The sequence below is a fragment of the Vibrio nigripulchritudo genome, from assembly GCF_027924785.1.
Taxonomy (GTDB): Bacteria; Pseudomonadota; Gammaproteobacteria; order Enterobacterales; family Vibrionaceae; genus Vibrio; species Vibrio nigripulchritudo.
In genome coordinates this window covers 903,896-928,465 of the sequence record NZ_AP027050.1, presented here as the reverse complement: position 1 = coordinate 928,465, position 24,570 = coordinate 903,896, and the positions used below count along the sequence as shown (strand labels likewise).

26 protein-coding genes are annotated in these 24,570 nt (G+C 45.0%); 13 read left to right on the top strand and 13 right to left on the bottom strand.

Annotated elements, in window-relative coordinates; genetic code table 11:
* Positions 1–23 precede the first annotated feature (23 nt).
* The gene (locus tag QMG91_RS22550; RefSeq protein WP_281832425.1) at positions 24–551 is read right to left on the bottom strand and encodes a hypothetical protein; all 528 of its coding nucleotides are present in this window, start codon (positions 549–551) and stop codon (positions 24–26) included.
* 233 nt (positions 552–784) lie between these two features.
* Here QMG91_RS22550 and QMG91_RS22545 point away from each other — a divergent pair, with 233 nt between their 5' ends.
* Both QMG91_RS22545 and QMG91_RS22540 read left to right on the top strand, forming a co-directional pair.
* Positions 785–1,261, top strand: coding sequence for a CreA family protein (locus tag QMG91_RS22545; protein WP_004401713.1), 477 nt, complete (start codon positions 785–787; stop codon positions 1,259–1,261).
* Between the two features lie 123 nt (positions 1,262–1,384).
* The gene (locus QMG91_RS22540; RefSeq protein WP_004401711.1) at positions 1,385–2,689 is read left to right on the top strand and encodes an inosine/guanosine kinase; all 1,305 of its coding nucleotides are present in this window, start codon (positions 1,385–1,387) and stop codon (positions 2,687–2,689) included.
* A 51-nt stretch (positions 2,690–2,740) separates the two neighbouring features.
* Here the strand turns inward: QMG91_RS22540 and QMG91_RS22535 are convergent, their stop codons facing one another.
* Entirely contained in the window at positions 2,741–3,592 is an 852-nt protein-coding gene (locus QMG91_RS22535; protein WP_281832423.1) for an AraC family transcriptional regulator, read from the bottom strand.
* Between the two features lie 142 nt (positions 3,593–3,734).
* Here QMG91_RS22535 and grxC point away from each other — a divergent pair, with 142 nt between their 5' ends.
* Together grxC and QMG91_RS22525 are read left to right on the top strand one after the other, a co-directional pair.
* Positions 3,735–4,013 (top strand): glutaredoxin 3, encoded by a 279-nt coding sequence (grxC, locus tag QMG91_RS22530; RefSeq protein ID WP_281832421.1) that lies wholly within the window; start codon positions 3,735–3,737, stop codon positions 4,011–4,013.
* A gap of 27 nt (positions 4,014–4,040) precedes the next feature.
* The gene (locus QMG91_RS22525) at positions 4,041–4,526 is read left to right on the top strand and encodes a YkgB family protein (RefSeq protein ID WP_281832419.1); all 486 of its coding nucleotides are present in this window, start codon (positions 4,041–4,043) and stop codon (positions 4,524–4,526) included.
* Between the two features lie 259 nt (positions 4,527–4,785).
* Here the strand turns inward: QMG91_RS22525 and QMG91_RS22520 are convergent, their stop codons facing one another.
* Positions 4,786–4,977: a hypothetical protein gene (locus QMG91_RS22520; RefSeq protein ID WP_022592538.1), complete on the bottom strand. Its 192-nt coding sequence runs from the start codon at positions 4,975–4,977 to the stop codon at positions 4,786–4,788.
* 57 nt (positions 4,978–5,034) lie between these two features.
* Positions 5,035–6,294 (bottom strand): MDR family MFS transporter, encoded by a 1,260-nt coding sequence (locus QMG91_RS22515; protein ID WP_281832417.1) that lies wholly within the window; start codon positions 6,292–6,294, stop codon positions 5,035–5,037.
* A gap of 380 nt (positions 6,295–6,674) precedes the next feature.
* Between QMG91_RS22515 and QMG91_RS22510 the strand changes: the two genes are divergently transcribed.
* The 6 genes from QMG91_RS22510 (at position 6,675) to QMG91_RS22485 (ending at position 12,810) form a co-directional block, all read left to right on the top strand.
* A complete protein-coding gene (locus tag QMG91_RS22510) occupies positions 6,675–7,496 on the top strand; it encodes a phosphate/phosphite/phosphonate ABC transporter substrate-binding protein (protein ID WP_281832706.1) in 822 nt (273 codons plus the stop codon).
* Between the two features lie 5 nt (positions 7,497–7,501).
* Complete coding sequence (locus tag QMG91_RS22505) at positions 7,502–9,175, top strand: ATP-binding protein (RefSeq protein ID WP_281832415.1); 1,674 nt, start codon at positions 7,502–7,504, stop codon at positions 9,173–9,175.
* 164 nt (positions 9,176–9,339) lie between these two features.
* Positions 9,340–10,638: an HD domain-containing phosphohydrolase gene (locus tag QMG91_RS22500; RefSeq protein ID WP_022592541.1), complete on the top strand. Its 1,299-nt coding sequence runs from the start codon at positions 9,340–9,342 to the stop codon at positions 10,636–10,638.
* 14 nt (positions 10,639–10,652) lie between these two features.
* Positions 10,653–11,612 carry a sensor histidine kinase gene (locus tag QMG91_RS22495; protein ID WP_004398910.1) on the top strand — a complete coding sequence of 320 codons (960 nt, stop codon included), beginning with the start codon at positions 10,653–10,655 and terminating at the stop codon, positions 11,610–11,612.
* Positions 11,613–11,713: 101 nt separating this feature from the next.
* Positions 11,714–12,256, top strand: a complete 543-nt coding sequence (locus QMG91_RS22490; protein ID WP_022597468.1) for a YaeQ family protein — start codon at positions 11,714–11,716, stop codon at positions 12,254–12,256.
* Entirely contained in the window at positions 12,253–12,810 is a 558-nt protein-coding gene (locus QMG91_RS22485; RefSeq protein ID WP_281832411.1) for a hypothetical protein, read from the top strand. Before QMG91_RS22490 ends, QMG91_RS22485 begins: the two co-directional genes overlap by 4 nt.
* A gap of 15 nt (positions 12,811–12,825) precedes the next feature.
* Here QMG91_RS22485 and QMG91_RS22480 read toward each other — a convergent pair whose 3' ends face one another.
* The 9 genes from QMG91_RS22480 to QMG91_RS22440 all read right to left on the bottom strand — a co-directional run bounded on the left by QMG91_RS22480 (position 12,826) and on the right by QMG91_RS22440 (position 22,174).
* Positions 12,826–13,386, bottom strand: coding sequence for a sugar O-acetyltransferase (locus tag QMG91_RS22480; protein ID WP_281832409.1), 561 nt, complete (start codon positions 13,384–13,386; stop codon positions 12,826–12,828).
* A gap of 143 nt (positions 13,387–13,529) precedes the next feature.
* Positions 13,530–14,450: a siderophore ABC transporter substrate-binding protein gene (locus QMG91_RS22475; RefSeq protein ID WP_004398899.1), complete on the bottom strand. Its 921-nt coding sequence runs from the start codon at positions 14,448–14,450 to the stop codon at positions 13,530–13,532.
* A gap of 61 nt (positions 14,451–14,511) precedes the next feature.
* A complete protein-coding gene (locus QMG91_RS22470; protein WP_281832406.1) occupies positions 14,512–16,428 on the bottom strand; it encodes a TonB-dependent receptor domain-containing protein in 1,917 nt (638 codons plus the stop codon).
* 98 nt (positions 16,429–16,526) lie between these two features.
* Positions 16,527–17,864: a sensor histidine kinase gene (locus QMG91_RS22465; RefSeq protein ID WP_022561251.1), complete on the bottom strand. Its 1,338-nt coding sequence runs from the start codon at positions 17,862–17,864 to the stop codon at positions 16,527–16,529.
* Positions 17,861–18,619, bottom strand: coding sequence for a response regulator transcription factor (locus QMG91_RS22460; RefSeq protein WP_004398893.1), 759 nt, complete (start codon positions 18,617–18,619; stop codon positions 17,861–17,863). Before QMG91_RS22460 ends, QMG91_RS22465 begins: the two co-directional genes overlap by 4 nt.
* A gap of 87 nt (positions 18,620–18,706) precedes the next feature.
* Positions 18,707–19,471, bottom strand: a complete 765-nt coding sequence (locus QMG91_RS22455; protein ID WP_281832402.1) for a siderophore-interacting protein — start codon at positions 19,469–19,471, stop codon at positions 18,707–18,709.
* Positions 19,472–19,529: 58 nt separating this feature from the next.
* Positions 19,530–20,288 carry an iron chelate ABC transporter ATP-binding protein VctC gene (vctC, locus tag QMG91_RS22450; RefSeq protein ID WP_281870355.1) on the bottom strand — a complete coding sequence of 253 codons (759 nt, stop codon included), beginning with the start codon at positions 20,286–20,288 and terminating at the stop codon, positions 19,530–19,532.
* A 10-nt stretch (positions 20,289–20,298) separates the two neighbouring features.
* Entirely contained in the window at positions 20,299–21,246 is a 948-nt protein-coding gene (locus QMG91_RS22445) for an iron chelate uptake ABC transporter family permease subunit (RefSeq protein ID WP_022561247.1), read from the bottom strand.
* Complete coding sequence (locus QMG91_RS22440) at positions 21,239–22,174, bottom strand: ABC transporter permease (protein ID WP_022561246.1); 936 nt, start codon at positions 22,172–22,174, stop codon at positions 21,239–21,241. The genes QMG91_RS22445 and QMG91_RS22440 overlap by 8 nt, the downstream gene beginning before the upstream one ends.
* A 221-nt stretch (positions 22,175–22,395) precedes the next feature.
* Between QMG91_RS22440 and QMG91_RS22435 the strand changes: the two genes are divergently transcribed.
* The 3 genes from QMG91_RS22435 to QMG91_RS22425 all read left to right on the top strand — a co-directional run bounded on the left by QMG91_RS22435 (position 22,396) and on the right by QMG91_RS22425 (position 24,566).
* Positions 22,396–22,755, top strand: a complete 360-nt coding sequence (locus QMG91_RS22435) for a glutaredoxin family protein (RefSeq protein WP_022561245.1) — start codon at positions 22,396–22,398, stop codon at positions 22,753–22,755.
* A 147-nt stretch (positions 22,756–22,902) separates the two neighbouring features.
* On the top strand, positions 22,903–24,003 hold the full coding sequence (locus QMG91_RS22430; protein WP_022592550.1) for a DUF3541 domain-containing protein: 1,101 nt from the start codon (positions 22,903–22,905) through the stop codon (positions 24,001–24,003).
* Positions 24,004–24,044: 41 nt separating this feature from the next.
* Positions 24,045–24,566, top strand: coding sequence for an ATP:cob(I)alamin adenosyltransferase (locus tag QMG91_RS22425; RefSeq protein ID WP_281832395.1), 522 nt, complete (start codon positions 24,045–24,047; stop codon positions 24,564–24,566).
* Positions 24,567–24,570 lie beyond the last annotated feature (4 nt).

Sequence of the window (24,570 nt, the reverse complement as noted above, 5' to 3'; positions counted from 1 at the left end):
CACATAAAGAAAACGACTGTCTATTAGCCCTGAGTATGAAAATTGTGGTGCTCTACATAATATTTCTCAGCATCAAAATTATTGCTAATAAAATTAATTAGTTGCTGAACTAAATTTATATATTTCTCAGAAGTAAAATCTTCTAAATATATGTCTGAGATCAATATCTCATTATTATGTAACGTTGATAAGGCGCATCCAACTGGTTCACCATTCTTGAATGCAATAATAATTGGAAAGTCGGGTTCTAAAATAATTTGAGTGAGAAACTCAATCATTAAAGCCTGATCGCTTTCTGACTCCCAATGCTTTGCGCTTAGCATAGCAAAACAGATGGTCAGACGATGAAAGTCCACGATATACAATTCATCCGCGACTGCTTCAAAATCGCTTGCTTTCTCTTCAGAATAGTTTTTGTTTGACTGACTGGTCCGATACAGCTCTCGACCAGCGATGCTCTCTTTGGTAGGAAACTCAACATCGACTTGAGAAGACAACCACGCATTCTTGCGGGTGACGAGGTTTAATATTTGATCGTTTTGAATGGTCAACTGGACTGCCTTATCCTCAATTATCACAACCTATTGAATAGCAATGGCTTAGAAGGTGAAACGCTCTATCGAAAGCATACAGGTAGGCGTTTGTTACCTCAACCCGTTATGAACAGATATGTAAAAGCAACCGTCGCGGAATCGTAAACTCGCTCACTTTTGCACATTTATCGCTCGCAGTTCCAATCATATTGTTGTAGCTTGAGAAGATATCATTAGATCTGGGACTTAATATGTTGAAAAAGCTTGCGATTGTACCTCTGCTTGCCTTGGGTTTAACTGCCTGTGATAGCAGTGACGAAGTGGGTGATGTGGGACTTGGGTGGTTCACTCTAAAAGACATCAAACTGAATACTTGGGCTGACCCTATTGTAACAGGCGTGACCTGCCATGTTGCCAGTATAGAGGCAGACCTAAGCTTGGCGGATCCAAGTGACAGTTCCATCTCCTGCCGTCAGACGGGTGACATTACGCCTGAAATGATTGCGCAAATCGACAAATCCAAATCCGGTGAAGTGGTATTCAAAAAATCAAAAAGCATCTTCTTTAAAAGCATGAAGATCCGCCGAATTTATGATGCCAAGACACAAACTCTGATGTACCTGTCTTACTCAACTAAAGAAACAACAGGCAGCTTTAAACACAGCTTGTCTACGGTGCCACTATGGGGCACAAAAGCCTACGTCACACCATCTGCAACAGAAGAGTAAGCATAAAGATTTAATGGTCTTTGTTCCGAAATATCCTTCGGGCAAAGACCGTTTACTGGTAGCTTAGCCAATCAAAGTTGTGTAGAATCCGCGCTTCGTTTTTCAATTTACGCTTGAAACAGCATGAAATTTCCCGGTCAGCGCAAGTCCAAACACTATTTCCCTACCCATTCTCGTGATCCACTTGTCAATCAAATTCGCCAAACACCTAAATTGAGCCGTCCAACGATCGTTGGTGTTGGTCAAACCATTGTGGATATTGAAGCGAGAGTAGATGATGACTTCCTGAAACGATACGATCTAAGTAAAGGTCACTCCCTCGTTTTAGAAGAAGAAAAAGCGGACGCACTTTACCGCGAACTAACAGAGAAAAACCTGATTACCCATGAGTATCCTGGCGATACGATTGGCAACACGCTTCACAACTATTCTGTTCTTGCCGACAGCAAATCTGTCCTTCTTGGCGTGATGAGCAAGAACATCGAGGTGGGTTCCTACGCTTATCGCTACCTCTGCAACACCTCTTCCAGAATGGATCTGAACTACCTGCAAACAGTAGATGGACCAATTGGTCGCTGCTATACCCTGATTTCTGACGATGGCGAACGTACGTTTGCTTTGAACGTTGGTCAGATGAACCAGCTTTCTCCAGAAAGTATCCCTGAAAAGGTATTCAAGAAAGCTGCGGCGCTGGTTGTTTCTTCGTACCTGATGCGTGGCGAACCTACAGATCCAATGCCTATGGCTGTTCAGCGTGCTGTAGAGATGGCGAAGAAATACGATGTACCTGTAGTGCTGACACTTGGAACGAAGTACGTTATTGAAGGTAATGAGACCTGGTGGCAGGAGTACCTGAAAGAGAACGTGACTGTTGTTGCAATGAACGAGGACGAAGGCGAAGCCCTGACGGGTGAGAAAGATCCTCTGCTAGCCGCAGACAAAGCGCTTGAGTGGGTAGACTTAGTTCTGTGTACCGCAGGTCCTGTTGGACTGTATATGGCGGGATACACAGACGAGCACGCAAAACGTAAGACGACGTTCCCACTTCTACCCGGCAATATTCCAGAGTTCAATAAATATGAATTCAGCCGTGCGATGAAAAAGTCGCAATGCGAACACCCAACGAAAGTGTATTCGCACATCGCCCCTTATCTTGGTGGTCCTCTTGAAATTAAAAACACCAACGGAGCTGGCGACGCTGCGCTTTCTTCTTTGCTTCACGATATGGCCGCTAACCTCTACCATCGGTCTAACGTGCCAAATTCGAGTAAGCATGAGCAGAATTATCTGAGCTATTCGTCACTGTCGCAGATTTGTAAGTACGCTAACCGTGTAAGTTACGAGGTACTGACACAGCACTCGCCTCGCCTGACTCGCGCACTCCCTGAGCGTGAAGACAGCCTTGAAGAGGCTTACTGGGACAGGTAAATAAAGGGGCTTTCGCCCCTTTTTTGTTATCTGTGTACCAGCAATACTCAGTTATTGTTGCGCTCTAAAGCGCTTGGGGGTTGTGCCTGTGTGCTTTTTAAAGGTGAGTGTAAAAGCGCGCTCCGATTCATAGCCAACTTGCTCAGCTACGTCATCAATCGACAGCAACGACTCACGCAATAGTTCTTGTGCCCTTCCCATCCTGAGATTAGTTAAGTATTCAAACATCGGTTGTCCAACCAAAGCGGAAAAGCGACTAGCAAACGCAGCACGCGACATGCCAATCTCGCCTGCGACCAACTCCAACGTCCAACTCTTGTCAGGATGGTCATGCAACAGTTGCAGAGCACGAGAAATACGTTTGTCGTTCAGCGCTTCTAAAAACGGGCTTTTTTGCTCTCGACCAAAGTTAATTCGAATCAGTTCGACCAAGATAATTTCGGTCAGCTTATTGACGATAAGCTCTGAGCCTGGTCCTTGAGATAGGTACTCTGAACTCAACTGATCGAATGTGCTTCGCAACCAAGGATATTGCGCTAAGTCTTTATCACGCACTATCGTCACCCGAGGAAAGACCTCCAATAACGGCGTCGTTACTGTTCGCGTATAGCTAAAAGAACCACAAAGTAACAGCGTTGGTTCTTCTAAGTCAGGCTGATCTCTATCTGGAGATTGACTCGACAATACGTGGTCTTGCCCTGGACCTAAGAAGATCAAATCTCCCGCTTCCAATCGTTCCACTTGATCATCAATAATCGCCCAGCAACCACCTCGTCGAATCAAATGAAAACTGGCGTGCTCTAGGTCGTTAAAGGTTTTACTCCAAGGCGCTTCCACCTGACTACAAAAATAGACGCTGCCGACGACACGAATCGCGCGCAGCATGTCGCTCATCACTTCCATATTTAGCCCCTCCCTTAACTAGCCTGAACTCGGGATGAGAGGTTAGCTAGACGATCTGTGTATTAAATCAAGATTATCGTGCATAGATAGTATTTACTGCAACAGCTAAATTAACCCTACAGACAACAAGTGGAGAAATACCATGGCAAAAATCGAAATTTATACCAAACACTACTGCCCTCATTGCAAAGCCGCAAAACACACTTTAAAGCGTTTAGGTTTAACGTATCGAGAAATTGAAGTCAGTGATAACCCAACGCGACTAAACGAGATGAAGAATCGCAGCCAACGACGAACTGTTCCACAGATTTTTGTCGGTGACCACCATGTAGGTGGAAACGATGATTTAGTCGCCAGCATCAGAAGTGGCGATTTTGAACAGATATTAGAGCGCCAAGGCATCACAAATAACGCCAAATAGCACAAAGAAATGATAAGGAACAAGACCATGACAACTATCAATAACACCATCAATCATCGAGTAGCAGGCACACAGTCATTGACCAGCATTTCTGATCACGCGGTACGTTTTTCTATCATCATCGTCCTAGCATGGATCGGGGCAATGAAGTTTACCAGCTACGAAGCAAATGCAATCCAAGGTCTTGTGGCATCAAGCCCACTGACCAGTTGGTTATACAGTATCTTCAGCTTACAAGGTGCTTCTAACCTCATCGGTTTGATTGAAGTAGCAACCGCGGTTGCTTTGTTACTCGCGCCAGTACATCGTGTGTTTGCACTTGTCGGTGCTGCTAGTGCAACGGTTATCTTTGCCGTTACAACAAGCTTTCTGTTTACCGCACCAATCGCCGAAGCAAGCTTGGGTGGCTTCCCAGCAATCTCTGTCGTACCGGGTCAATTCCTCTTAAAAGACATTGTATTGCTTGCAGCGGCGTTATCTTTACTGGCAAAAGTTCTACGACAAGAAGATTAATCACGGTCGTTAAACCGACGTAAACACCCTACACTAAAGAAAGCTCTTACTCTAATGCCGTTCACTTAGGTGAGCGGCACTGTTTTTTTAGGAGATCAGCGAGTGTCTCAACTTTGTTTGTAGCGATTAATGATGTCGAGAGCTTGAGAAACGCGTATAAAAAATCCGATAAACAGAGTCTATCGGATTTTTACAAACTGGTAGGAGACATGCCGACTAAATTCTTAGCTGATCGGCATTAGGGCTTTCGCCCCTTTCTTTATTCCAATGCATCTTTTGCGCTGTCGATTAAATCACCCGCCTTATCGGCAAGATTGCCAGCGGCATCTTCCACTGACTCCCTCGCATTTTCGTAAGGGTCGCCTTCTATTGCCGATTTGATGTCTTCTCCAAATACCACGCCAATAGCGATGCCAACCCCAATCAGTACAACTGCAAAAATCTTATACATGCATATTCTCTTTCAATGTCCGATATCCCTATCGTAACGCAGAGAAACCTCAGATTGTCAGGTGTTTGCTAGTGTTTCTTGCAAGTCTTCTTGTTTTACAGTCCTTGCTTCTACCAGCCTGTATAACCAAATCATGATCATACAGAGCAACCCGCACAGTGCCCACAACCAGTCCGCATCAAGCTTGTCGAGCATGGCTCCTCCAACCAAAGGAGCGATTGCGAATCCTAGGGAATAAAGGGCAGCGGCTCCAAAGTAAGAACCCCTTAAATGCTCAGGCGCAAGTTGGTCTATCTGAACACTTAGTGTTGGGAAGGCAATGACTTCGCCTAAGCTTATAGTAAAGCAAGCCATCCCCCAGCCTACCGCCCAATCTTCTGGAGTAGCAATAAATCCAACCATTCCCACGCCCATCAATACCATTCCGATTTGTGTTCTTTTGAAAAGAGGCACTTTTTCCATCAGCTTAAGCATAGGGAATTGAAACACAATGATAGTCAGGGTGTTAACCAGAACTAGGCTCGCAATTAGGGTGGCGGCATCCGCAACAGAACTTCGAACTAATACTTGTGGAAGTGAAGACTCTAATTGCGCGTAAACAAACATCATAGTCAGGTTGGCAATAAGAAGAATCTGGAAAATCTTATCTCGCGCAATCACTTTTATCGTGGCTTTAAAATCAGGAACTTCACAGTCTTCTTGGTTTCTTTTTTCCGGGAAGCGGGCGAAGCTTAACCATAGCCATAGAGCAAAAATCAGGTAGGAAATACCAGTCACCAGAAACAATTTTTGAGGTGCTGCTAACGCCAGTGAAATACCAATTAAAGGTCCAATTGCTCCACCCAAATTCAGTACGAAATAACGGATATTAAGAGCCAGTTCTCTGTCTTTCCCGTTGGACAGGTTATCCCCTATAACCGCTTTCGCTGGCGCTTCGATCATTGATCTCATCAACCCACAAAGCATCAACAATACAAAGAACTGCCATATTTCACTGGCAACCCCTATTCCACCATACGCCAGTACCGCGATTAAGCTTCCTGAGATCATCACCCATTTTCGTCCAAACTTGTCAGACAAATAACCCGAATAGAGACCAGAAACCACCCCCACCACCGCCGATGCGGCGAGCATGCTTCCCACTTCCAATGCAGAAGCGTTGTAATCCTGATAAAGAAAGACGATCAGATACGGCCAGGCCATAAAATAAGTGGTTCTTGCCAGAAGAGTACCGCCTAATACCGTCCAGATCGTAAAGTTAAATCGTTTAACACGTTGCCACTGAAACAAACTTTCCTGATTTTCTGTTGTTGCCATTCATGCTCCTTGGAATCCTAGCCTGCTAATTTTTATTGTGCTTTTTGTCATCTTTACAAAGCGTTAAGGCATTCGATCTAACAGCAAAGTTTGATGCAAATGCATACGCCGCAAAGTGTTATTTTGTGCACACCATCTCAGTATTGCTGAATCAAGGTATCAATCAAAGACACAACTGTTCGTATTTTGAATTGTTTGTGTTGCATATCAATAGATTATTCTGGAAACAGCATGCGGCTGCTGGAGCCTGTAGATCGTAATGAGCTAGAAAGAGAACAATGAGGTAATCTGTGACACGTGTAACGCTTCAAATTTCCAAAGTCAGGGTTATGTCCTATCCTTTTATTATTAGTGGGTTAGGAATAATGATAGGAAATATGATGAATAATTTTTCTCGGGGTTTGCTATTGGCTCTTTTGGGGTTGCCTATTTACGGACAAGCTGCAGAAGTATCTTTTGGCATTGTACCGCAGCAGTCAGCAAAAAAACTCGCCGCTAAATGGGGACCTATCTTCCTATATTTAAGCGAAAAGACCGGTCACAACATCACCTTTGCCACGGCTAAGGATATTCCAACTTTCGAAAAGCGATTACTCAACGATGAGTACGATGTCGCCTATATGAACCCTTATCACTACACCGTGTTCAGTCAGAAGCCCGGTTACGATGCCTTTGCTAAGCAGACCAACAAGAAAATCAAAGGCATTATGATAGTTCGCAAAGACAGCGACATTACCAAACTCGCTGAATTGAACACTCAACAACTCGCGTTCCCTTCCCCTGCTGCTTTTGCCGCTAGCGTACTGCCCAGAGCAAAAATGAGCCAAGACGGTATAGACTTCACCCCCAACTACGTTTCCTCTCACGATTCCGTATATCTCGCCGTTTCTAAAGGAATCTTTCCCGCCGGCGGTGGTGTCTACCGTACATTTAACAACACAGCACCAGAAGTACGGGAATCGCTAAAAGTACTTTGGGACACTCCGGGATACACGCCTCACGCTTTTGCTGCTTCTCCAGATCTCGATCCTGAAATACTGGCAAGCATCTCTAAAGCCATGGTGGAAATGTCTGAAGACCCGAAAGGGAAAGTGCTATTAAAAAGCGTCAATTTCAAAGGAATAACACAAGCTAAAGACAGCGATTGGGATGACGTGCGATCACTCGAAATCAAACTTCTCGACCACTTGTTGGAGAACTGATTTTTATGTCGTTGCGGCTCAAAACCATCTTTGGTATCGCGTTGATTGAAGCTGTTTTACTGGCTTTACTGGTTACGCTTACGTTGGATTACCTGAAAAGCACCAACTACGACGGGCTCACCAAACGCGCCGAAACGACAGCAAATTTGTTTGCCAGTACCGTAAAAGATGCCGTCCTTTCCTGGGATTTGGCATCACTTGAAGCGTACACACAAGAATTGATGACCAATCCAGACCTGCTTTACGTGAGAGTCCTTGGCAAAAATGGAAAAACACTCGCTGCGTTAGGAGATGAAGAGCTTCTTAACAACTATACCAAGCCTGAAATGAAAGCGGAGCTGGTCACTGATGGCATTTTCGATGTTGCCTATCCGATCCAGGAAGCTGGCATTACTTACGGTGATGTACAGATAGGTCTGGATATGAGCGCCCTGAACAAGCAAATCAAAGAAGCTCAGAAATGGAGTTTCTTTATTGTCATGGGGGAAATGGCTCTGGTTGCACTTTTCTCGTACATCTTAGGCGCCTTTCTTACCAAACGGCTCACTTATCTGGAAAAAGCAGCCGATAAGATAGCCCATGGCGAGAGAAACATTAAGGTTAACGACACCGGAAACGACGAAATTTCTCACTTAGCGCAAGCGTTCAATTTCATGGTGGCACAGTTAGGGAAATCCGAAGAAACCAGCCGAAGTTACCAGGAGCAGCTCGAATCCTTGAACAGCTCCCTTGAAGCTACGGTAAAGTCCCGAACTGCTGAGTTAAAAGCCAACAATGAACACTTAGTTCGCAACAACCGTCAGCTTAAAGAGATGCAGGGCAAACTGGTTCAAAGCGAAAAGATGGCATCTATCGGAACCATGGCCGCAGGCTTCGCCCACGAAATCAACAACCCGATAGGGACAGTAGACAGCAATCTACAAACCTCTCTTGAATACCTTGATTGCTACAAAACTCTGGTCACACTTCAATTCACCATTATCAATGAAAAAGACGAAGAACGTAGAGAGCAGTTGAAAACAGCGTTGAGTCAATGGGTAGAGAAAAACGACATGAGTTTTATCGAAAGTGACTTCGCAGACACGCTCAACGATGCCCTTGCGAATGCCCATAGGGTGCGCGATATCGTTCATGGTTTAAAAAGCTACTCACTCTATCAAAAAGATTCACCACAAGCAGAAGCCAGCCTGGATGACATCGTTAAGCAGTGTGTCGAACAAATCAAATACGAGTATCAAAGCGACTTACAGATTCAGGCGGAAATCAGCAGTAACGCACGCTTGCTCTGCCACCATGCCGAGTTAAAGCAAGCGGTAAACGCCTTACTAAAAAACGCCTTGCAGGCTGTTCAAGGGCGATCTCAGGGCACAGTAACTGTCGAAACCCGAATCAATGGCGACAATGCCGAAGTGGCAGTCTCTGATACCGGTGTAGGCATCGCTTCAAGCCAGATATCTCAAGTCTTCGACCCTTTTTATTCCACCCGAAAAGTCGGTGATGGTACTGGGCTTGGTCTTACGCTCGCTCACAATATCGTTGAACAGCATTCTGGCTCTATAGAAATAGAAAGTCAGCTTCATCAAGGCTCTACGTTCACCATAGTGCTTCCGATAGAGGCAGTTTCTGCTGATTTCAAAGAGACAAGCAATATGAGAACGAATATGAAAAATTTCCCGTAGATATATGAAAAAGAAGACATTCAAAGGGTTTCTCAATAAACGAAATTACCAGTAGTAAGAACACAATTAAGCCTAACCAAATGTTTTAAAAGGCAATTACTGATAAGCACTCAGTCTGGCATACAAATTGATTAATCAGGGTAAGAACTTAAATTGGAGGTGCCATGGAAGACATCAACGTACTTGACACACTCAGCAAACCAAAGCTAGTTCTGCTTGATGATGAGGCAGATATTCTTAAAGCACTGACTCGTGTTTTAAGACGCGACTTTGAAATACATCCCTTCACTGAGCCGAGTGAAGCGCTTTCTTACCTAGAGGCTCAGGAAGTTGCCATTATCGTTTCGGACATGAAAATGCCCGACATGGATGGCGCGACTTTCTTCGGATACGCCAAAGAAATCCAACCGGAAGCCGTTCGCATATTGCTGACCGGATACAGCGATGTGGAAGATACGGTACGTGCAATTAATGACGGTGGAGTCAGTACCTATCTAAGTAAACCTTGGGATAATGACAATCTCAGATTTACCCTCCAACAATCGCTTGAATTTTACCGTGTAAAAGAAGAAAAAAATCGTCTGCAACAAGAGCTCGCCAATAAAAACGATGAGCTGGCACAGATCAACACGGCACTGGAAGAGAAAGTGGCCTTGCGGACAGAAGCCCTGAAAGACTCCAACTTAAAGCTGAAAAATACACTTAAAAGCCGATCCGGTCTGTTTAGGGACGTACTCTCGCTGATCACTGGATTGATTTCTTTCCGAACGGGTTGTAACGCTCAAGATATCGAGCGGGTCGCCTATCAATCCAAGCAGGTTGCACTGCTGTTTGAACTGGATGAAGCCCAGGTCAAACAAACCTACATGTGTGGGATCATGCACAAGCTTGGCGTTATCGGAGCAGATAAAGATGTCAATTTGGGTCAAAACTACCAGCAAAGCCATGTTGCACCATCATCAAATCCTGAATTGGGTGCAGATTTGATCTCGGAATTGCCTCGCTTCCACAGCATCGCATCTCTGGTTCGACATCAGGATGAGAACTTCGATGGAACAGGTTATCCCGGTCATCTCAAAGGGCAGGACATTCCTATCGCTTCACGGATTTTGCGAGTGGTTAAAGATTACGACTACATGGTAGCTGGTGATAATAATAAGCTGCACAAGTCGCCTTTCGCCGCTCAGAATTTCCTGCAAACCAATTCCGGCACCATCTACGACAGAGACGCAGTAAAAGCGTTTATTCAGGTACTTAAAAACCGTCCTCAGGATGGGGTTCATGAAATTGAATACTGTGTGGGTGTTAACGAATTGAATGAAGGCGATATCCTGAAACGGGACGTGATCCTGCCAAACGGTTCAGCCATGTTGACGAAAGGCAGCGAAATCAATGAGCCGATGCTTCGTCGATTGATTGATTACGAGCGCCATAACAACACTACGCTAGCGTACTTCATATAAACAGGAGTGCGCGGATGCAAGAAGAAGACGTCAACAAAAACAGTGAGCTCGAATCCTATAAGCGAGCTTACCTAAGGGAGAAAAAGATAAGGCGAGAAGCAGAGGCTTTGCTTGAGAGCAAGTCACGTGAACTGTTTCAAAGCCTCCAGTCGCTCGAAGACACCCTGGATAATGTCAACAAGCTGCAACAGCAAATGGTTCATAACGAAAAGATGGCAGCCATAGGGCAACTGGCTGCGGGGGTCACGCACGAGATTAATAACCCTGTCAGCTTTGCCCTTTCTAACATCAAGCTGCTGTCTGAATACATTGAGGATTTGGTCGCTCTTGATCAGCTTGCCATTCAGAGTCAGGAGGATGAACAAGGATTCAAATCCTACCTCGCTTACCGTGAAAAGATCGACATCAATCACCTGACCGACGACATCAAAGAGCTTATTGTCGAAACCTCTCAAGGACTGGAGAGGATTAAAGAAATATCTCACAACTTCAAAAAAGCGTCTCACAAAGGAACCGGGCAGTTTATGCCGATTGATTTGAATGACTGCATTGAGACGGCACTAAAGGTGGTGAACAGCGAAATCAAACATTCGCTCACTCTGAATAAAACGCTGGAAGATATCCCAGATATTGAGGGTTCATTTACTCAGTTGCAGCAGGTGTTTATTAATTTGTTTGTTAACGCAAAACACGCAACACCAGATAAAGGTGAATTAACCGTCATCACTGAGCCTATTGATATGGGCGATGGAGATTGGGTTAAGGTGACAGTCAGAGATACCGGGAAAGGCATACACCATTCCGATCTTGCTCATATATTTGAACCATTTTTCACCACCAAGGAAGTGGGAAAAGGAACCGGGCTCGGGTTATCTATTAGTTACGAAATCATCAAAAACCATAAAGGTTCCATTGAAGTCGCCAGTGAACCGGGTGTTGGTACAACATTTACTCTTCTTCTGCCGGGAATTTAATCAGACAAAGCCCCGCTGCTTCAAATTTCCTACATTCTTTCAGCTAATCAGCTTGTTATAACGTAATATAACCTTATACCCATCTTAAGAAGATTACCGCCGTGGCGCTTAAACCAACCATATACAAATTCCGTATCAACCTGACGGACATGAATCGCGATCACTACGACTCGCTGAACCTGACTATCGCCCAACATCCGTCTGAAAATGCTCAGCGAATGATGGCGCGCGTCATCGCGTTTTGCCTGAATGCTCAGGAAGGTCTGGAATTTACAAAAGGGCTTTCCACTATTGAAGAACCAGACGTTTGGAAGAAAAGCCTAGACGACCAAATTGAACTGTGGATTGACGTGGGCGAACCTGATGTAGAGCGAGTGAAAAAGTCTCGTCGTCTTGCAAAGCAGGTTCACGTTTACTCTTTCAATACCAAGTCAAACATATGGTGGGAGCAGAACCAAGGTAAATTTGGAATGCTAGATGCAACCATCACCCGATTTGACTGGGAAGGTATAGACGCGCTCTCTGAGCTTGTTACCCGCACGATGGATCTATCCGTAATGCTAACGGGGAATTCTGTCTTTGTTACTGCAGACAATGGTGATTGTGAAATCACATGGGAAACTCTGCAAGAGCCAAAGCAATGAGCGAGCTAAAACCTCTGCTCGATGAAGCTGGTTTGTCTTCATTAGAATTGACGGCGGATGAGCAGCGTGTATTGGAAAAACTACTGGTTTCTTGGGAATCCACCTTTGAAAACGCTTGTAAAACTCATCCAGACAAGCGCCCATCTGACATGGCGCTTGGTACGCTCACCAAAGCGCAAATGGAGTTGGCAAGTAGCCTGGAGACCCAGAGCTACGCTCTTCATAGTATGAATGAAATCATCGAGGATTCTGTTGGGAAAGAGCACGCACAAAAATTTCGTGTGGAACTGCCAACTGAATTGACCGTTTGTACCAAAGTTTGGTTGATGCTACAGGGTTACCTGCAGATGGATTTCAGCCTCGCAAACGATCATGCCGCCCGAACGGCTGAAATATTGACTGGTGTAACTGACGAAGAGCCAGACGCCATTCGAACGAAATGCATGCGTGCCTTCTATATTGGCAAAAGCCATAACCCACATCAGGATAAAACATCCTGGGGCGCACGAATATCAGGCTGGTTGAATCACTATTTTGGGAAGCAGGGAGCTTAGTCGGCTCCCTATTATTTATTGTTCGATTTCACGAATCACCTTGCAGGGGTTGCCCGCAGCAACTACGTTGGCAGGAATGTCCTTGGTCACCACACTACCCGCTCCTATTACGCTATTATCTCCAATAGTGACACCCGGGCAGATCACACTTGCACCGCCTATCCAGACGTTATCTCCAATGTTTATTGGTTCCGCATATTCCAGGCATTCGGTGACACGAGTCTTCACATCAAGTGGGTGTGTTGCGGTATAGATTTGAACATTAGGAGCAAGCATTACATTGTCGCCAATCACTACTCTATTGGCGTCCAGAATCGTGCATCCGAAGTTTGCGTAGAAATTCTCTCCCACCAGAATGTTGCTTCCATAGTCGCAATAAAACGGCGGCTCCAGGTAGACCTCTCCTTTTGCCTGAGGCAGAAGTGACTCGATGGCATCTTGCCATTCTTCACTGTTGGGTAAACTATTGTTCAATTGATGTAACCAGCGACGACAAGCAATTCTTTCACAATGAATCTCGTCATCCCAAGGCTGATACAGTTCACCAGCAAGCATTTTTTCTTTTTCTGAAACCATCAACTTTTCCTACACTGATCATTTACAAAAGCGGGTAGAATCAAAAGTCTAGCGAATCTCAGTGGTTCAGTTTTAGGCTTAAGTCAAAGTAAATAAAAAAGGTCGCATTCTGCGACCTTTTTATACTTTTCTTACCTGAGTATTTATTTAGCTGCGTGCGCTCTCTTCATGTCATCGATCATGATTTGAGTCGCTGTTACACCACTAGCAGTGATGTACCAAACAGGTGCATTCAGATAAGTAATTTTGTTGTTTTTGTAAGCGTTAGTCTTCTTGATAAGCGCGTTATCAAGTTGCTTTCTCGCTTCACCCTGAGATGCGCCAATCGCTTCATCTCGGTCAAGTACAATCAGAACATCTGGGTTTGCTTTAGAGATGTACTCATAGCTGATGTGCTCACCGTGAGATTTCGCTTCGATACCATCTGCCGCTTGTTTGAAACCAAATAGCGAATGGATGTAACCGTAACGGGATTCCACACCAAATGCAGCCACTTTACCGCCACTAGTAATGATAGCCAGAGCACGAGAATCACCATCTTGGTTCGCCGCTTTCAGCGCCTGGATTTGCTTGTCCTGACTTGCAATCAGTTCTTCAACTTTTTGCTCTTTCTCGAAAATTTTACCTAGCATGCGCCAAGCTTTCTGAGTAGAACCCCAGTAATCTTTTGAGTCAGCAAGGAAAAGAACCGTTGGAGCAATCTTTGACAGCTCTTCCATTGAGCCTGAGCTACGGTTAGAGACGATGATCAGGTCTGGCTTCATGTTGTAAATAGCTTCGAAGTTAGGCTCAAACAATGAACCCGCCGCCTTATACTTGTCGCCTTTGTACTTGGACAGGTAGCTAGGTAGGTGTGCTTTAACAACACCTACTGGTTCTACACCAATTGCGTCCAAAACATCTAAGCTATCCTGACCTAAAACCACCACATTTTGAGGCTTTGATTCTAGCGTCGTTTTACCCATTTGATGTTCTACAGTAATGGTTTTTGCTGTAGCTACACTGGCAAACAATACGCTCAATCCAATCAGCGCACTTTTCAGTAGAGTTTGCGTCGTTTTCATTGTTTTTCCTTAGTTCACTATTTTTAGGGCCTGTTAACCCTAGCTCGCTTTAAAAAGTTGGCTAAAATGACCAACTCACGTTGAATCTGATGTCTCGACCAGCGTTTGCAAAGCCACGTGCTACGGTGCTATCCCCATAAACATAGTAAGAGGCGTGATCAAAGTAGTATTTGTCAAACACGTTCTTCACCGACAAGGTCAAAGCTAGTTCTTCTTCAGAAAGTGGCATCCAGCGCGCATACAAGTCATGCACTCCGTAACCCGCTTTTTCGTTTTTGGTTGGCGAGTCGCCCGTTTCCGTCAAGCGCTCAACCAATTTTGCGTTCCAACCAAATTCCATCGAATCTTGCGGTTGGTACACTAAATCCAGTATCCAAGTGTCACCAACTGATGTACCAACTGTCATGTTGTCATCCGTTAGCGGTTCTCCGTCCAGCTTAGGGCTTGACTGTGCGTAGCTCACATAGGCAGACACATCACCAAGCTGATAACCTGCGTAAGCATTGGCGCCTTTATTGGTCAGCTTACCGACGTTGGTCATCACCTTGCCTTCGTTGCTCACCACATCTTCAATCGTGCTATCGAACAGCGTAATACCGGCACTGAAACCATTGTTGTGATATTTAAGCCCTACCTCGGCATTTGTTGCCTTCTCTGGCTTACGCTCTGGATCGTTGTTTCTGTAATCCAGCACAAACAGCTCTTTCGTTTGCTGACCACGGAATGCTTTTGCGTAGCTGGCAAACACATCCAGACCATCTAAAACCGTATAGGTCGCACCCACATTCGGGCTAAATCCGGCAGTGTCGAAGCTCAAATCCTGCGTATCAACCAATTTGTAAGTGTCGTAACGCGCGCCAAGAGTCAGCAGTAACTGCTCGGTTGCTTGCCAGTCATTTTGAGCAAACACCCCATAAACGGTGCCTTTTTCCGTGCTGTCTTTTCCGCCAGTACCAAGCTTGGCTTTGTCCTGTTTGTAATCGACACCCACTACCAGGGTATGTGCTCCGATTACACTTGTATTAAACACTTTGCCACCAAACGTGTTCATGCTCGCGGCGCTTGTTCCCCAACGAGGATGATCTTTATGCGTCAGGGTCTGCTCATTGGTATACAAGGTTGTATCTAGGTTTACGTAATTGTTAACCGCAATTTCATGGTTAAGCGTAAACGTCTTACGACCCGTTTCCTGTTGCAATGAAGCGTTCTTTTTGCTCGGAACCCAATGCGGGCGATTCAGCTTTTCGCCATCATCACTGTTGTAGTCATAACTAACAGAAAGCTTCTGCGTGTCAGTCAGGTTTCCTGACAATTTCAACAGCGCAATTTGTTGTTTTGAACCGCTGTATAGCTGTTCTTCGCCGTTTCCATCAACGATGTTTTTACTGTCTTTATATGTGGCACTGGCAAGCAGTCCCCAATCTTCCGACACTTTGCCGTAAAGGCTTGCGGAAGTTTTGTAACCGCTATTGTTGCTGTAATAACCGGCTTTTACATTGCCGCCAAACTGCTCATCTCCTTTCAGAAGATCCTGAGCATCTTTGGTTACGAACTTAACAGCGCCGCCTAAAGCTCCGGGACCATCTGTCGCACGCCCGGCACCGGCGTTAACGTCTACCTGCTTTAGCAATTCGGGCTCTACAGCCAATCGACCCTGATGGTGAAACAAGTTACCCGACTGTTCTGCGCCATCGACGCTAACGTTCAACATGGTATCTTCAATACCACGAACATATATTTTTTGAGACACCGATGACGAACCGCCAACGCTGACTTCGGATTCTCTGCGGAACACATCATTAAGATCGTTCGCCTGTGCATTTTCTAATGCACTTTGGTCAATGCTAATATCGACTTTGGTTAGTTGACTGCCTTTGACTTCGATAACTTCAATATCGTCTTGAGCAACGCTCACTGTTGACACAAGTAGTAACGCGCTAGCAACAGGCGTCAGTTTGAATGGGAGAATTGAGTTCACAGCTAACTCCATTGGTAATGAGAACTATTATCGCCGTGAATTCTGCTTACCCATCCATATTGAGTAAATTACTTTTACAAGTGTTACATATCAAACACTTATGCATCATGTGGCAATGAAATTATCATTTCTAGGCCATCTGTTGCATTGTTTACTGCTGTGATTTTTCCCTTAACTGATTCAATGTGTCGCTTAGCCAGAGCCAACCCGACACCAAACCCAGTTCTCCCCTCATTGTTTTTCTGTTTCAGCTTGAAAAACGGTTTAAAGATATGGGAAAGCATGGAGTCTGGAACGCCTGGTCCTGAATCACGAATCTTAAGCACGACATGTTTATCCCGTACTTCTGCTGACACATGGAACTCTCCCTGCTTCGGAGTGTAACGAAGCCCGTTGCGAATCACGTTTTCGATCGCCTGACCAAGTGCTCTTTGGCTTGAGAAGTTCAAAACCAGATTGTCAGGTAGGGATACGGTGACTTTAGCGTCGGGATATTCAAAAGAAGCGTCATCGATGATGGAATCAACCAGCTCCACCAGATCAAAGGACTCGCTTCTTAAATCCGGGCGTTCATTCTCTATCCAGGCAAGAGTGAGTGTATCTTCCGCCAGTTGTCGCATATTCCGAACTTCAGTCTCAATTCGGTGAAACATGCTTTTCACGTCTATTCCACGTTCGATACAGTTCAAAGCCAGTTCTATTCGGCTGATGGGAGTTCGAATTTCGTGTGACATGTCGCTGATAAGATTTCGATGATGTTCGATAAGCGTGGAAGTGCGCTCTGCCATTTCGTCAAACGTTTTGGCAATTTCACCAAATTCGTCATTGGTTCTGGTGCCACCTATCCGCTCATTGAAATTTCCCTTGCTGAACTCCTGTGTTGCGCTATGAAAACGCTGCAAAGGCTTCATGACGTACCGGTAGATGTAGACAGTCAAGGCAAGTAACGCGGCAAACGGGATAACAAACCGGAACAGCCAGAACGCGTGGGACATATAAGTTCCTGGTCGCATCCGGTCTGGAAGAATAATAAGGAAGTGGTAATTTCCCTGGGAAAGTGCCACTTCCATGATTGGGTTATCGGGGAAATAAAGATGGATTTTCCAATCGACATTTCGACCTATTCCATAGCCATCGAAAAAACGTTGGTTTAGGGGGTTTCCACCAATAACATCCACTTGTGAGCGAACCAGTGTCGCCCAGGTATCTTCTTCAATTGCTAACTCATTAAGCCAGCGATCAAGTTCTTCTATCTTGTTTTCGTCGACCAAAGTCTGTGCTTTGCTCCCCCAAGCCAGAATCTCATCTCGGTGTGATTGCTTGAGGTAACTCATTTTTTCTTCGGATAAAATTGCAACGCTATGAAGCAACGAGAAAAAAATGACGACGCCTAGAGACAAAATGATAAACAGGCGCCAGAAAAGCACTTTCTTCATACAAACAGATAACCTTTACCGTGAACGGTTTTAATGCGGCTTGTTGGCATACCCTCTGCCACCAGCTTTTTACGAATGCGGCTTAGGTGCATGTCCAGACTTCTGTCGTATTGGCAGAAATCTCGGTCTAAAACCGCCTGATAGAGATAAGGCTTAGACTGAACATGACCTTTATTTTGAGCCAAAGTCCAGAGAAGCTTGAATTGAATTGGGGTCAACTGAACGTCTGTGGGTTCATCGTTAGCGTTCACCGTCACGATTTGGGTGTACTTGTTTAAAACAAGTTCTTCGTGAGCAAGTTTGGAAGTACTGCTGATAGGTTTACCCGGAGATTGAGTTCTTCGCAAAATGCCTTCAATACGCAGGCAAAGCTCAGTAAAACTGCAAGGTTTAGATACGTAGTCGTCTGCGCCAAACCGAAGCCCACGGATTCGGTGTTCTTCCGCTCCGTAGGCTGTAAGCATGACCACTGGCGTACTGGAATGTTCGCGAACATAATTCAAAAGTTCAAACCCATCGACATCCGGTAAATCGACATCCAGAATAATCAAATCAAACGAATGAGTTTTCAGACATTCTAATGCCTTTGAGCCAGATTCGTAGCTTGTCACTTCATACTGTTGAGAGGACAACAGTGCCGAAAGTTGAGAGTTAAGATCTGGGTCATCCTCTACCAATAGCAGTTTATTCACTTTTTCATTGGTACTGTTTTCGAAGGCTGATGAAAGCTCAAAACTATTGACCGCGTCAAACATAATCCATTTCCAATTGCACAATAATGAGAATCATTATCATCTTATTACTAAGTAAAATCAATGCGCTCAGTTTAATATTACGTTGATTTATTTAGCCTGTTCTTCAGCGTCTTTTCGTTTGTCAATTTTGTGCTGATCTTCTGTACGTCCTTGTTTCCAATAACTGCTGATGTAGATCTCGTCTCTTTCCACTTCTCTTTCGTTACGGAAATATTTTCTTAGCTGTCTCATGGTTGAAAATTCTGTGGCACACCAGACTCCCGGCTTGCCTTCTTTCCATTCCAAACTTTCTACTTCTTCAGCCAAATTACGCCCTTCACCTTTCACAACCCAGCGAAACTCAACGCCTTCCGGAGCATCAATATTCTGGATATCTTCTTTAGTATTGACTTCAAAAACGGCGTAACCCGACAGGTTATCCTTTAGTGTTTCCAGCACCGTAGAAGCCGCTGGTATTCCTGTCATATCTGCTACGATAAAACACCACTGCGCTTCGGGTTCGATTGTCTTAATACTGCCCGGACCGCGAACTGAAAGGCGGTCTCCCACTTCTGACTGCTGCGCCCAGTAAGACGCAAGCCCAGCTTCTATGCTGTTTCCGTGTATAACAAAATCGACATCAATTTGATTTTTGGCTTTATCTAAATGGCGAATGGAATAGGTGCGCAGTGACTGCTCTTCTTGTGAAGCTCCACTGCCAACAAAGCTGCGACCGTCCTGAGTCAATTCCAGCTTTATGTAGGCACCAGCAAAATCGTCTTCGAAGCTCTGTACGCAATCACCTTCGAAAGTAATGCGAAGCATAGAAGGGGTAACAAACGATTTTGACTTGATAGTGAGTATCTGTGTCATCAATGAATCCTTTTGGTGTTCTTCAGTTCCCTGAAGCAACGGCTGATAGTTAGTTTTATTATTGATAGTAAAGACAGATTCGCTGTCCATTCACTTCATGGATCTGGAAATCCGTCTCGTAGATGTCTGAAAGCACCTCGGAGCGAACGACTTCAGCGACCGTGCCTGTCGCTTCAACTCTGCCTTTTTTAAGCGCAACGATGTTGTCGGAATAACAAGAGGCAAAATTGATGTCATGGATCACTATGACAACAGCTTTATTTAGCTCATGCGCCAGCGTGCGAATATTTTTCATGATCTGGAGTGAATGCTTGATATCGAGATTGTTCAGCGGCTCATCTAGAAAAACGTAATCGGTATCCTGCGCGACAACCATGGCAATGAATGCCAACTGACGCTGCCCGCCACTTAACTCATCAAGGTATTTGTGCTGGATGTCTGTCAGGTCCAGATACCCAATGGATTTCTCGATCACTGCAATATCTTCTTTGTCCAGCTTGCCGCCGCTGTGAGGGAATCGACCAAAGCAGACCAGCTCACGAACCGTAAAACGCATATTCAGACTGTTAGACTGACGCAACACAGCGAGACGTTTCGCGAGCTCTTTTGTGTCCCATTCGGCAAGCTCTTTTGTATCGATGAACACCTGCCCTTCATCTCGTTGCATAAGGCGACTCGCCATGGAAAGCAGCGTACTTTTCCCAGCACCATTTGGACCAATGATGGAAGTGACTTCCCCTTTAATAAACGAGGCACTCGCCTGATCCACTACTTTGCTTTTACCAAATGCTTTGGTGAGCTTTTCAATTTTAATCATGTTCCACCCACTACACTTTTTGTCGGATCAACAGAGAAAGGAAATACAGACCACCGACAAAGTTCACAATGACACTCAGTGTGGTTTCAAACTCAAACACACGCTCAACCAGCCATTGCCCGCTCAACAGCATACAAACGGCCATAAGCGAAGCCCCCGTCATTAAAACCTGATGGCGATAGGTGGAAAAACATTGTCTGGTGAGGTTCGCAACCAGAAGACCGAAGAAGAGAATCGGTCCAACTAATGCTGTAGAAACGGCTATCAATATCGAAACCAGAATCAGCACTTGTTTGGTCACTTTCTTAACGTCCACACCCAAGCTGATGGCGTTGTCTTTATCCAGCCAGAAAACATCCAGTTTGCTGTGAAGCATGTAAAGGTAAAAAATCACGGCACACAATGGAATCAGGCTGACGTAGACCAGTTCGCTGTTTACGTTATTGAAACTCGCAAACATGGCACCTTGTAAGAAAGAGAATTCAGACGGGTCCATGATCATCATGAAAAAGCCTGCGATATTGGAGAATAGCTGACCGAAGATCACGCCCATCAATAGCAAAGTCATGATGTTGGCGTTTTCTTTACGGAAATAGAAGCTGAAAAGAGCCAGTGAAAACCCGACCATTACAGCGACAGAGATTGAAAACTTGATGAACGAATTCAGCAATACTGTGGCGACACCACCCAGTAATATCAGCACACAAACCTGAATGAGCACATAAAGAGAATCAAACCCCATGATACTGGGTGTTAAGATTCGGTTGTGAGTGACCGTCTGAAAGACCAGTGACGACTGAGCAATTGCCACTGAGGCAATCACTATCGCCAGCACTTTTGGTGTTCTTCGAGAAAGAAAGTATTCGTAGTTATCGGCGGTGAGACCTAAGCCAACAAACAGAAAAACGAGAACCAGAGATGCCGCGAGTAAACCAATTAAAACCGCCTTATCACGCATTGTTCTTCTCCCTCAAAATCAGGTAGAGGAACACCAACCCACCTAAAATACTGATGATCATGGCGATAGGCACTTCAAACGGGAATATGATAACGCGACCCAGAACATCGCAAACCAGAACTAGAATCGCACCACACAGCGCAGCGTAAGGAATGTTTCGGCGAATGTTATCGCCCATGTAGGCAGCAACAATGTTTGGAACAATTAACCCGAGGAAAGGTAATTCACCAACGATCATGACGATACTGGCAGAAGTCACCGAAACCAGTAACACGCCAATCACCACGACTTGCTGGTAATTCAGACCTATGTTGGTTGCAAAGTCTTTTCCCATACCCGCAGCAGAAAGACGGGCGGCATACCAGTAGCTAAATGCCGAAACCGGAATGGCAATGTAAAGCAACTCATAACTGCCTTGCAGTACAGTAGAGAAGTTTGCAACAGCCCAGGTAGATAAGCTTTGTACCAGATTGTACTTATAAGCGATAAACACAGCGGCGGAGTAAACAACGTTACCAAAGATAATGCCCACCAGCGGAACGTAAATCGCATTTTTAAACTGAATGGAGTTAATAAAGCGAACAAATATCAAGGTGCCTGCCATCGCAGTGCCAAAAATAATAAAGAGGTTTTCACCATGACCAAAGATAAGAATACTCAGCAGATAGCCAAGTAAGGCACATTCAAAGGTGCCAGAAGTAGATGGCGCGGCAAATCGGTTCTGGCTGATTTGCTGCATGATCAAGCCTGCAATACTTAACCCAGCCCCTGCCAGCCAGATGGCTAACAAACGCGGTATCCGGCTAATAACTAACAGTTCCCAGGCGGCTTGATCACCTTCCAGTAACTTGGTCAGGCTTAAGTCAGCGACTCCGACGAAGAGTGATCCTGCACTCAAAACCAATAAAATAACAACTAACTTAAGCACTGCAGCTAGTAACCCCAATAATAATCATTCTTATTCAAAAACGGTTTAAAATATCCTATCCGATAGCAAAATCCTAGTCATCAATCCAATATTTACTTTTTCGCACAAGCATTTGCATAAATCACATAACTGATAGATAAATCTGTACCGCTTGGTTTTCTGTAAAAAATACGATAAGTTTTCGGACTCGAAATAGAAATATCAGCAGTTTGGAGTCAGTGATGAAGCTTATTCGATGGGTTCTTGGAAGAATCATTCTAGGGTTTAATTTTGTGTTCTCGCCGAAAGGGCAAGAAAGAAGTGAAGCAGAACAACAAGCCGTTAATGAAAAGACGAAAAACCTTTCACTGTACCAGTTCGATGCTTGCCCATTCTGCGTAAAAGTACGCCGTCAGATGAAGAGACAATCGCTGGATATCGAACTGCGCGATGCCAAAAACGATGCCACGCATCGCCAGGATCTGGAAAACGGCGGCGGCAGAGTTAAAGTGCCTTGCCTGAGAATCGATAACAATGGCGAGACGACTTGGATGTACGAATCAAACGATATCGTCGCCTACCTGCAAAAAGAATTTGCCTAATTTATTGTCTTTTATATCAAGATATAGCTAAAAACGCCGGAGCCATCGCTTCGGCGTTTTTTGTTACCGTAATCTGACATTCACCGGACTTATGCTTTTCGTCTCAAAGGTATATTCGCAGGACTATTACTAAAGCATAAAAATCTCATGAAGATTACAACCTCCGCTCTCCTTCTTTCAGCTTTACTGCTGCCAGCTCATGCCAAAAGCTTGTCCGGTGAAGTACCCAATCATGTGGCATCTGCAGACATCATACGCTCTACCTTTCAAGACAAGCTCTATACCCTGTCGCCTTTTAAAGAGGGGCATTTTGGGCTTCGAATGTATCGCCAGACGCTCGACCCACAATATAAGTATGCGATCTGGAGTGACATGGCTCGTGTTGCGAGCAGGCTAAACCGCTTCAGTGAAGAAGTTCACACTCCTGAACAGATTCATCAGTACGCCATTAACCGGCTTTCGCACTACCTCGACAACACGGATGAGCGCAGCTTGCGCCGATTTAATGCAACAAAAGCCATGCCCGAATACATGTACTTAGGTATTGGCTTATTGGGTTCCATGGCAAGAGCTAACGAATATGGGCTCAAACACAAAGACGATAAAATGCTCCGCGAGATTATTCGCCGTTACGATTTCACTAAATACGTCACCAATCCAACCATGATTGAAGCCTGGGCAGCTCAGCTTGCAAATCAGGTTTACTGGTTACGTCAGTTAGGCGAGCAGGACGTTGTGGATGAGTTCATCGAAAACTTCAAAGCCACTTATCCAGATGAGCGCGACGCACAGCTCACTAAACAGCAATTTGGAAACAAGCTGTATGGGATGACTCACATTATTCTCGCCGACTCAGGTTATTACCAGTACCCCGTTTCGGAACGAGAGCATCAGTGGATTTACGACTACCTCCGCAAAAACATCGATACGATTCTATTGAGGTCAAAGGAAGACGTTATTGCAGAAGTTGGCATTGCATTTCTTCTTGCCGGACTTGATGACGACCCTGTGGTTCAGAAAACCCGTGATGCGATACAAGCTTCGATAAACTTTGATGCGGGTCTGGTGCCTTCAGTATTGGGAAATCTCTCGCTTTCCGGAGGCGAGCATCGAAATGTTCTGGCCATCATGCTTCTCGACTGGCGGGGAACCAATGCTGTACCAAAATATGGTGATGGGTCTTCGGTGCTAACGTCTATCCCTTACGGACTGGAACCAAAAACGCCTGCACTCGCGCTTAAGCAATGATAACTTATTAGGCTTTGTATCAACGAATAGTTAGAAGCCATATGAAGCCAGTAAGTCGAGATTGGGACGAGTTCTGTTATCCATTTATATATGAAGACAATCCCGCCTGTGATTTTGAAATTGCGGCAGACGACTTGTGTTGCCGAATCGGGTTATTGCTGACTATGGGCATTCAGCCTTTAACCGAGGATATTCTTCAAAGGTTGCAACCCAATGTTTATCATCTAAATGGTTCTGTACGGGGCAAGCTGGCTATCGATGAATCTCAACTATCAGAGCTAAAAGCGGACTATCATAAACTGAGAGACTTGTTGGATGGCGGTTTCAAAGGGTTTGTTTTACCGGGTGGGACTGCCGTTTCGACAGAGCTCCACCTTGCTCGGTGTCAGGCGAAAAAAGTTGTTCGTGCGTTGGTTGCTGTCGAGCATAACGGAAAACGTTCACCTGCCCCTATCCTATTCCGCTATGCCAATTTGATGGCAAATACGTTTTATGCTTTGGCAGCGTTTGAGAATAAGGTCGCCAACATCGAAGAGACGGAGTTTGTCAGTAAAAGTTACTGATATG

Bases quoted from the DNA above. Each gene is read 5' to 3' on its own strand.
- QMG91_RS22445 (WP_022561247.1), bottom strand. From the start codon at position 21,246: ATGCGTGATAAGGCGGTTTTAATTGGTTTACTCGCGGCATCTCTGGTT.
- QMG91_RS22515 (WP_281832417.1), bottom strand. From the start codon at position 6,294: ATGGCAACAACAGAAAATCAGGAAAGTTTGTTTCAGTGGCAACGTGTT.
- QMG91_RS22460 (WP_004398893.1), bottom strand. From the start codon at position 18,619: ATGTTTGACGCGGTCAATAGTTTTGAGCTTTCATCAGCCTTCGAAAAC.
- QMG91_RS22435 (WP_022561245.1), top strand. From the start codon at position 22,396: ATGAAGCTTATTCGATGGGTTCTTGGAAGAATCATTCTAGGGTTTAAT.
- QMG91_RS22480 (WP_281832409.1), bottom strand. From the start codon at position 13,386: ATGGTTTCAGAAAAAGAAAAAATGCTTGCTGGTGAACTGTATCAGCCT.
- QMG91_RS22495 (WP_004398910.1), top strand. From the start codon at position 10,653: ATGCAAGAAGAAGACGTCAACAAAAACAGTGAGCTCGAATCCTATAAG.
- QMG91_RS22425 (WP_281832395.1), top strand. From the start codon at position 24,045: ATGAAGCCAGTAAGTCGAGATTGGGACGAGTTCTGTTATCCATTTATA.
- QMG91_RS22540 (WP_004401711.1), top strand. From the start codon at position 1,385: ATGAAATTTCCCGGTCAGCGCAAGTCCAAACACTATTTCCCTACCCAT.
- QMG91_RS22475 (WP_004398899.1), bottom strand. From the start codon at position 14,450: ATGAAAACGACGCAAACTCTACTGAAAAGTGCGCTGATTGGATTGAGC.
- QMG91_RS22500 (WP_022592541.1), top strand. From the start codon at position 9,340: ATGGAAGACATCAACGTACTTGACACACTCAGCAAACCAAAGCTAGTT.
- vctC (WP_281870355.1), bottom strand. From the start codon at position 20,288: ATGATTAAAATTGAAAAGCTCACCAAAGCATTTGGTAAAAGCAAAGTA.
- QMG91_RS22535 (WP_281832423.1), bottom strand. From the start codon at position 3,592: ATGGAAGTGATGAGCGACATGCTGCGCGCGATTCGTGTCGTCGGCAGC.
- grxC (WP_281832421.1), top strand. From the start codon at position 3,735: ATGGCAAAAATCGAAATTTATACCAAACACTACTGCCCTCATTGCAAA.
- QMG91_RS22455 (WP_281832402.1), bottom strand. From the start codon at position 19,471: ATGACACAGATACTCACTATCAAGTCAAAATCGTTTGTTACCCCTTCT.
- QMG91_RS22545 (WP_004401713.1), top strand. From the start codon at position 785: ATGTTGAAAAAGCTTGCGATTGTACCTCTGCTTGCCTTGGGTTTAACT.
- QMG91_RS22485 (WP_281832411.1), top strand. From the start codon at position 12,253: ATGAGCGAGCTAAAACCTCTGCTCGATGAAGCTGGTTTGTCTTCATTA.
- QMG91_RS22510 (WP_281832706.1), top strand. From the start codon at position 6,675: ATGAATAATTTTTCTCGGGGTTTGCTATTGGCTCTTTTGGGGTTGCCT.
- QMG91_RS22520 (WP_022592538.1), bottom strand. From the start codon at position 4,977: ATGTATAAGATTTTTGCAGTTGTACTGATTGGGGTTGGCATCGCTATT.
- QMG91_RS22505 (WP_281832415.1), top strand. From the start codon at position 7,502: ATGTCGTTGCGGCTCAAAACCATCTTTGGTATCGCGTTGATTGAAGCT.
- QMG91_RS22465 (WP_022561251.1), bottom strand. From the start codon at position 17,864: ATGAAGAAAGTGCTTTTCTGGCGCCTGTTTATCATTTTGTCTCTAGGC.
- QMG91_RS22525 (WP_281832419.1), top strand. From the start codon at position 4,041: ATGACAACTATCAATAACACCATCAATCATCGAGTAGCAGGCACACAG.
- QMG91_RS22430 (WP_022592550.1), top strand. From the start codon at position 22,903: ATGAAGATTACAACCTCCGCTCTCCTTCTTTCAGCTTTACTGCTGCCA.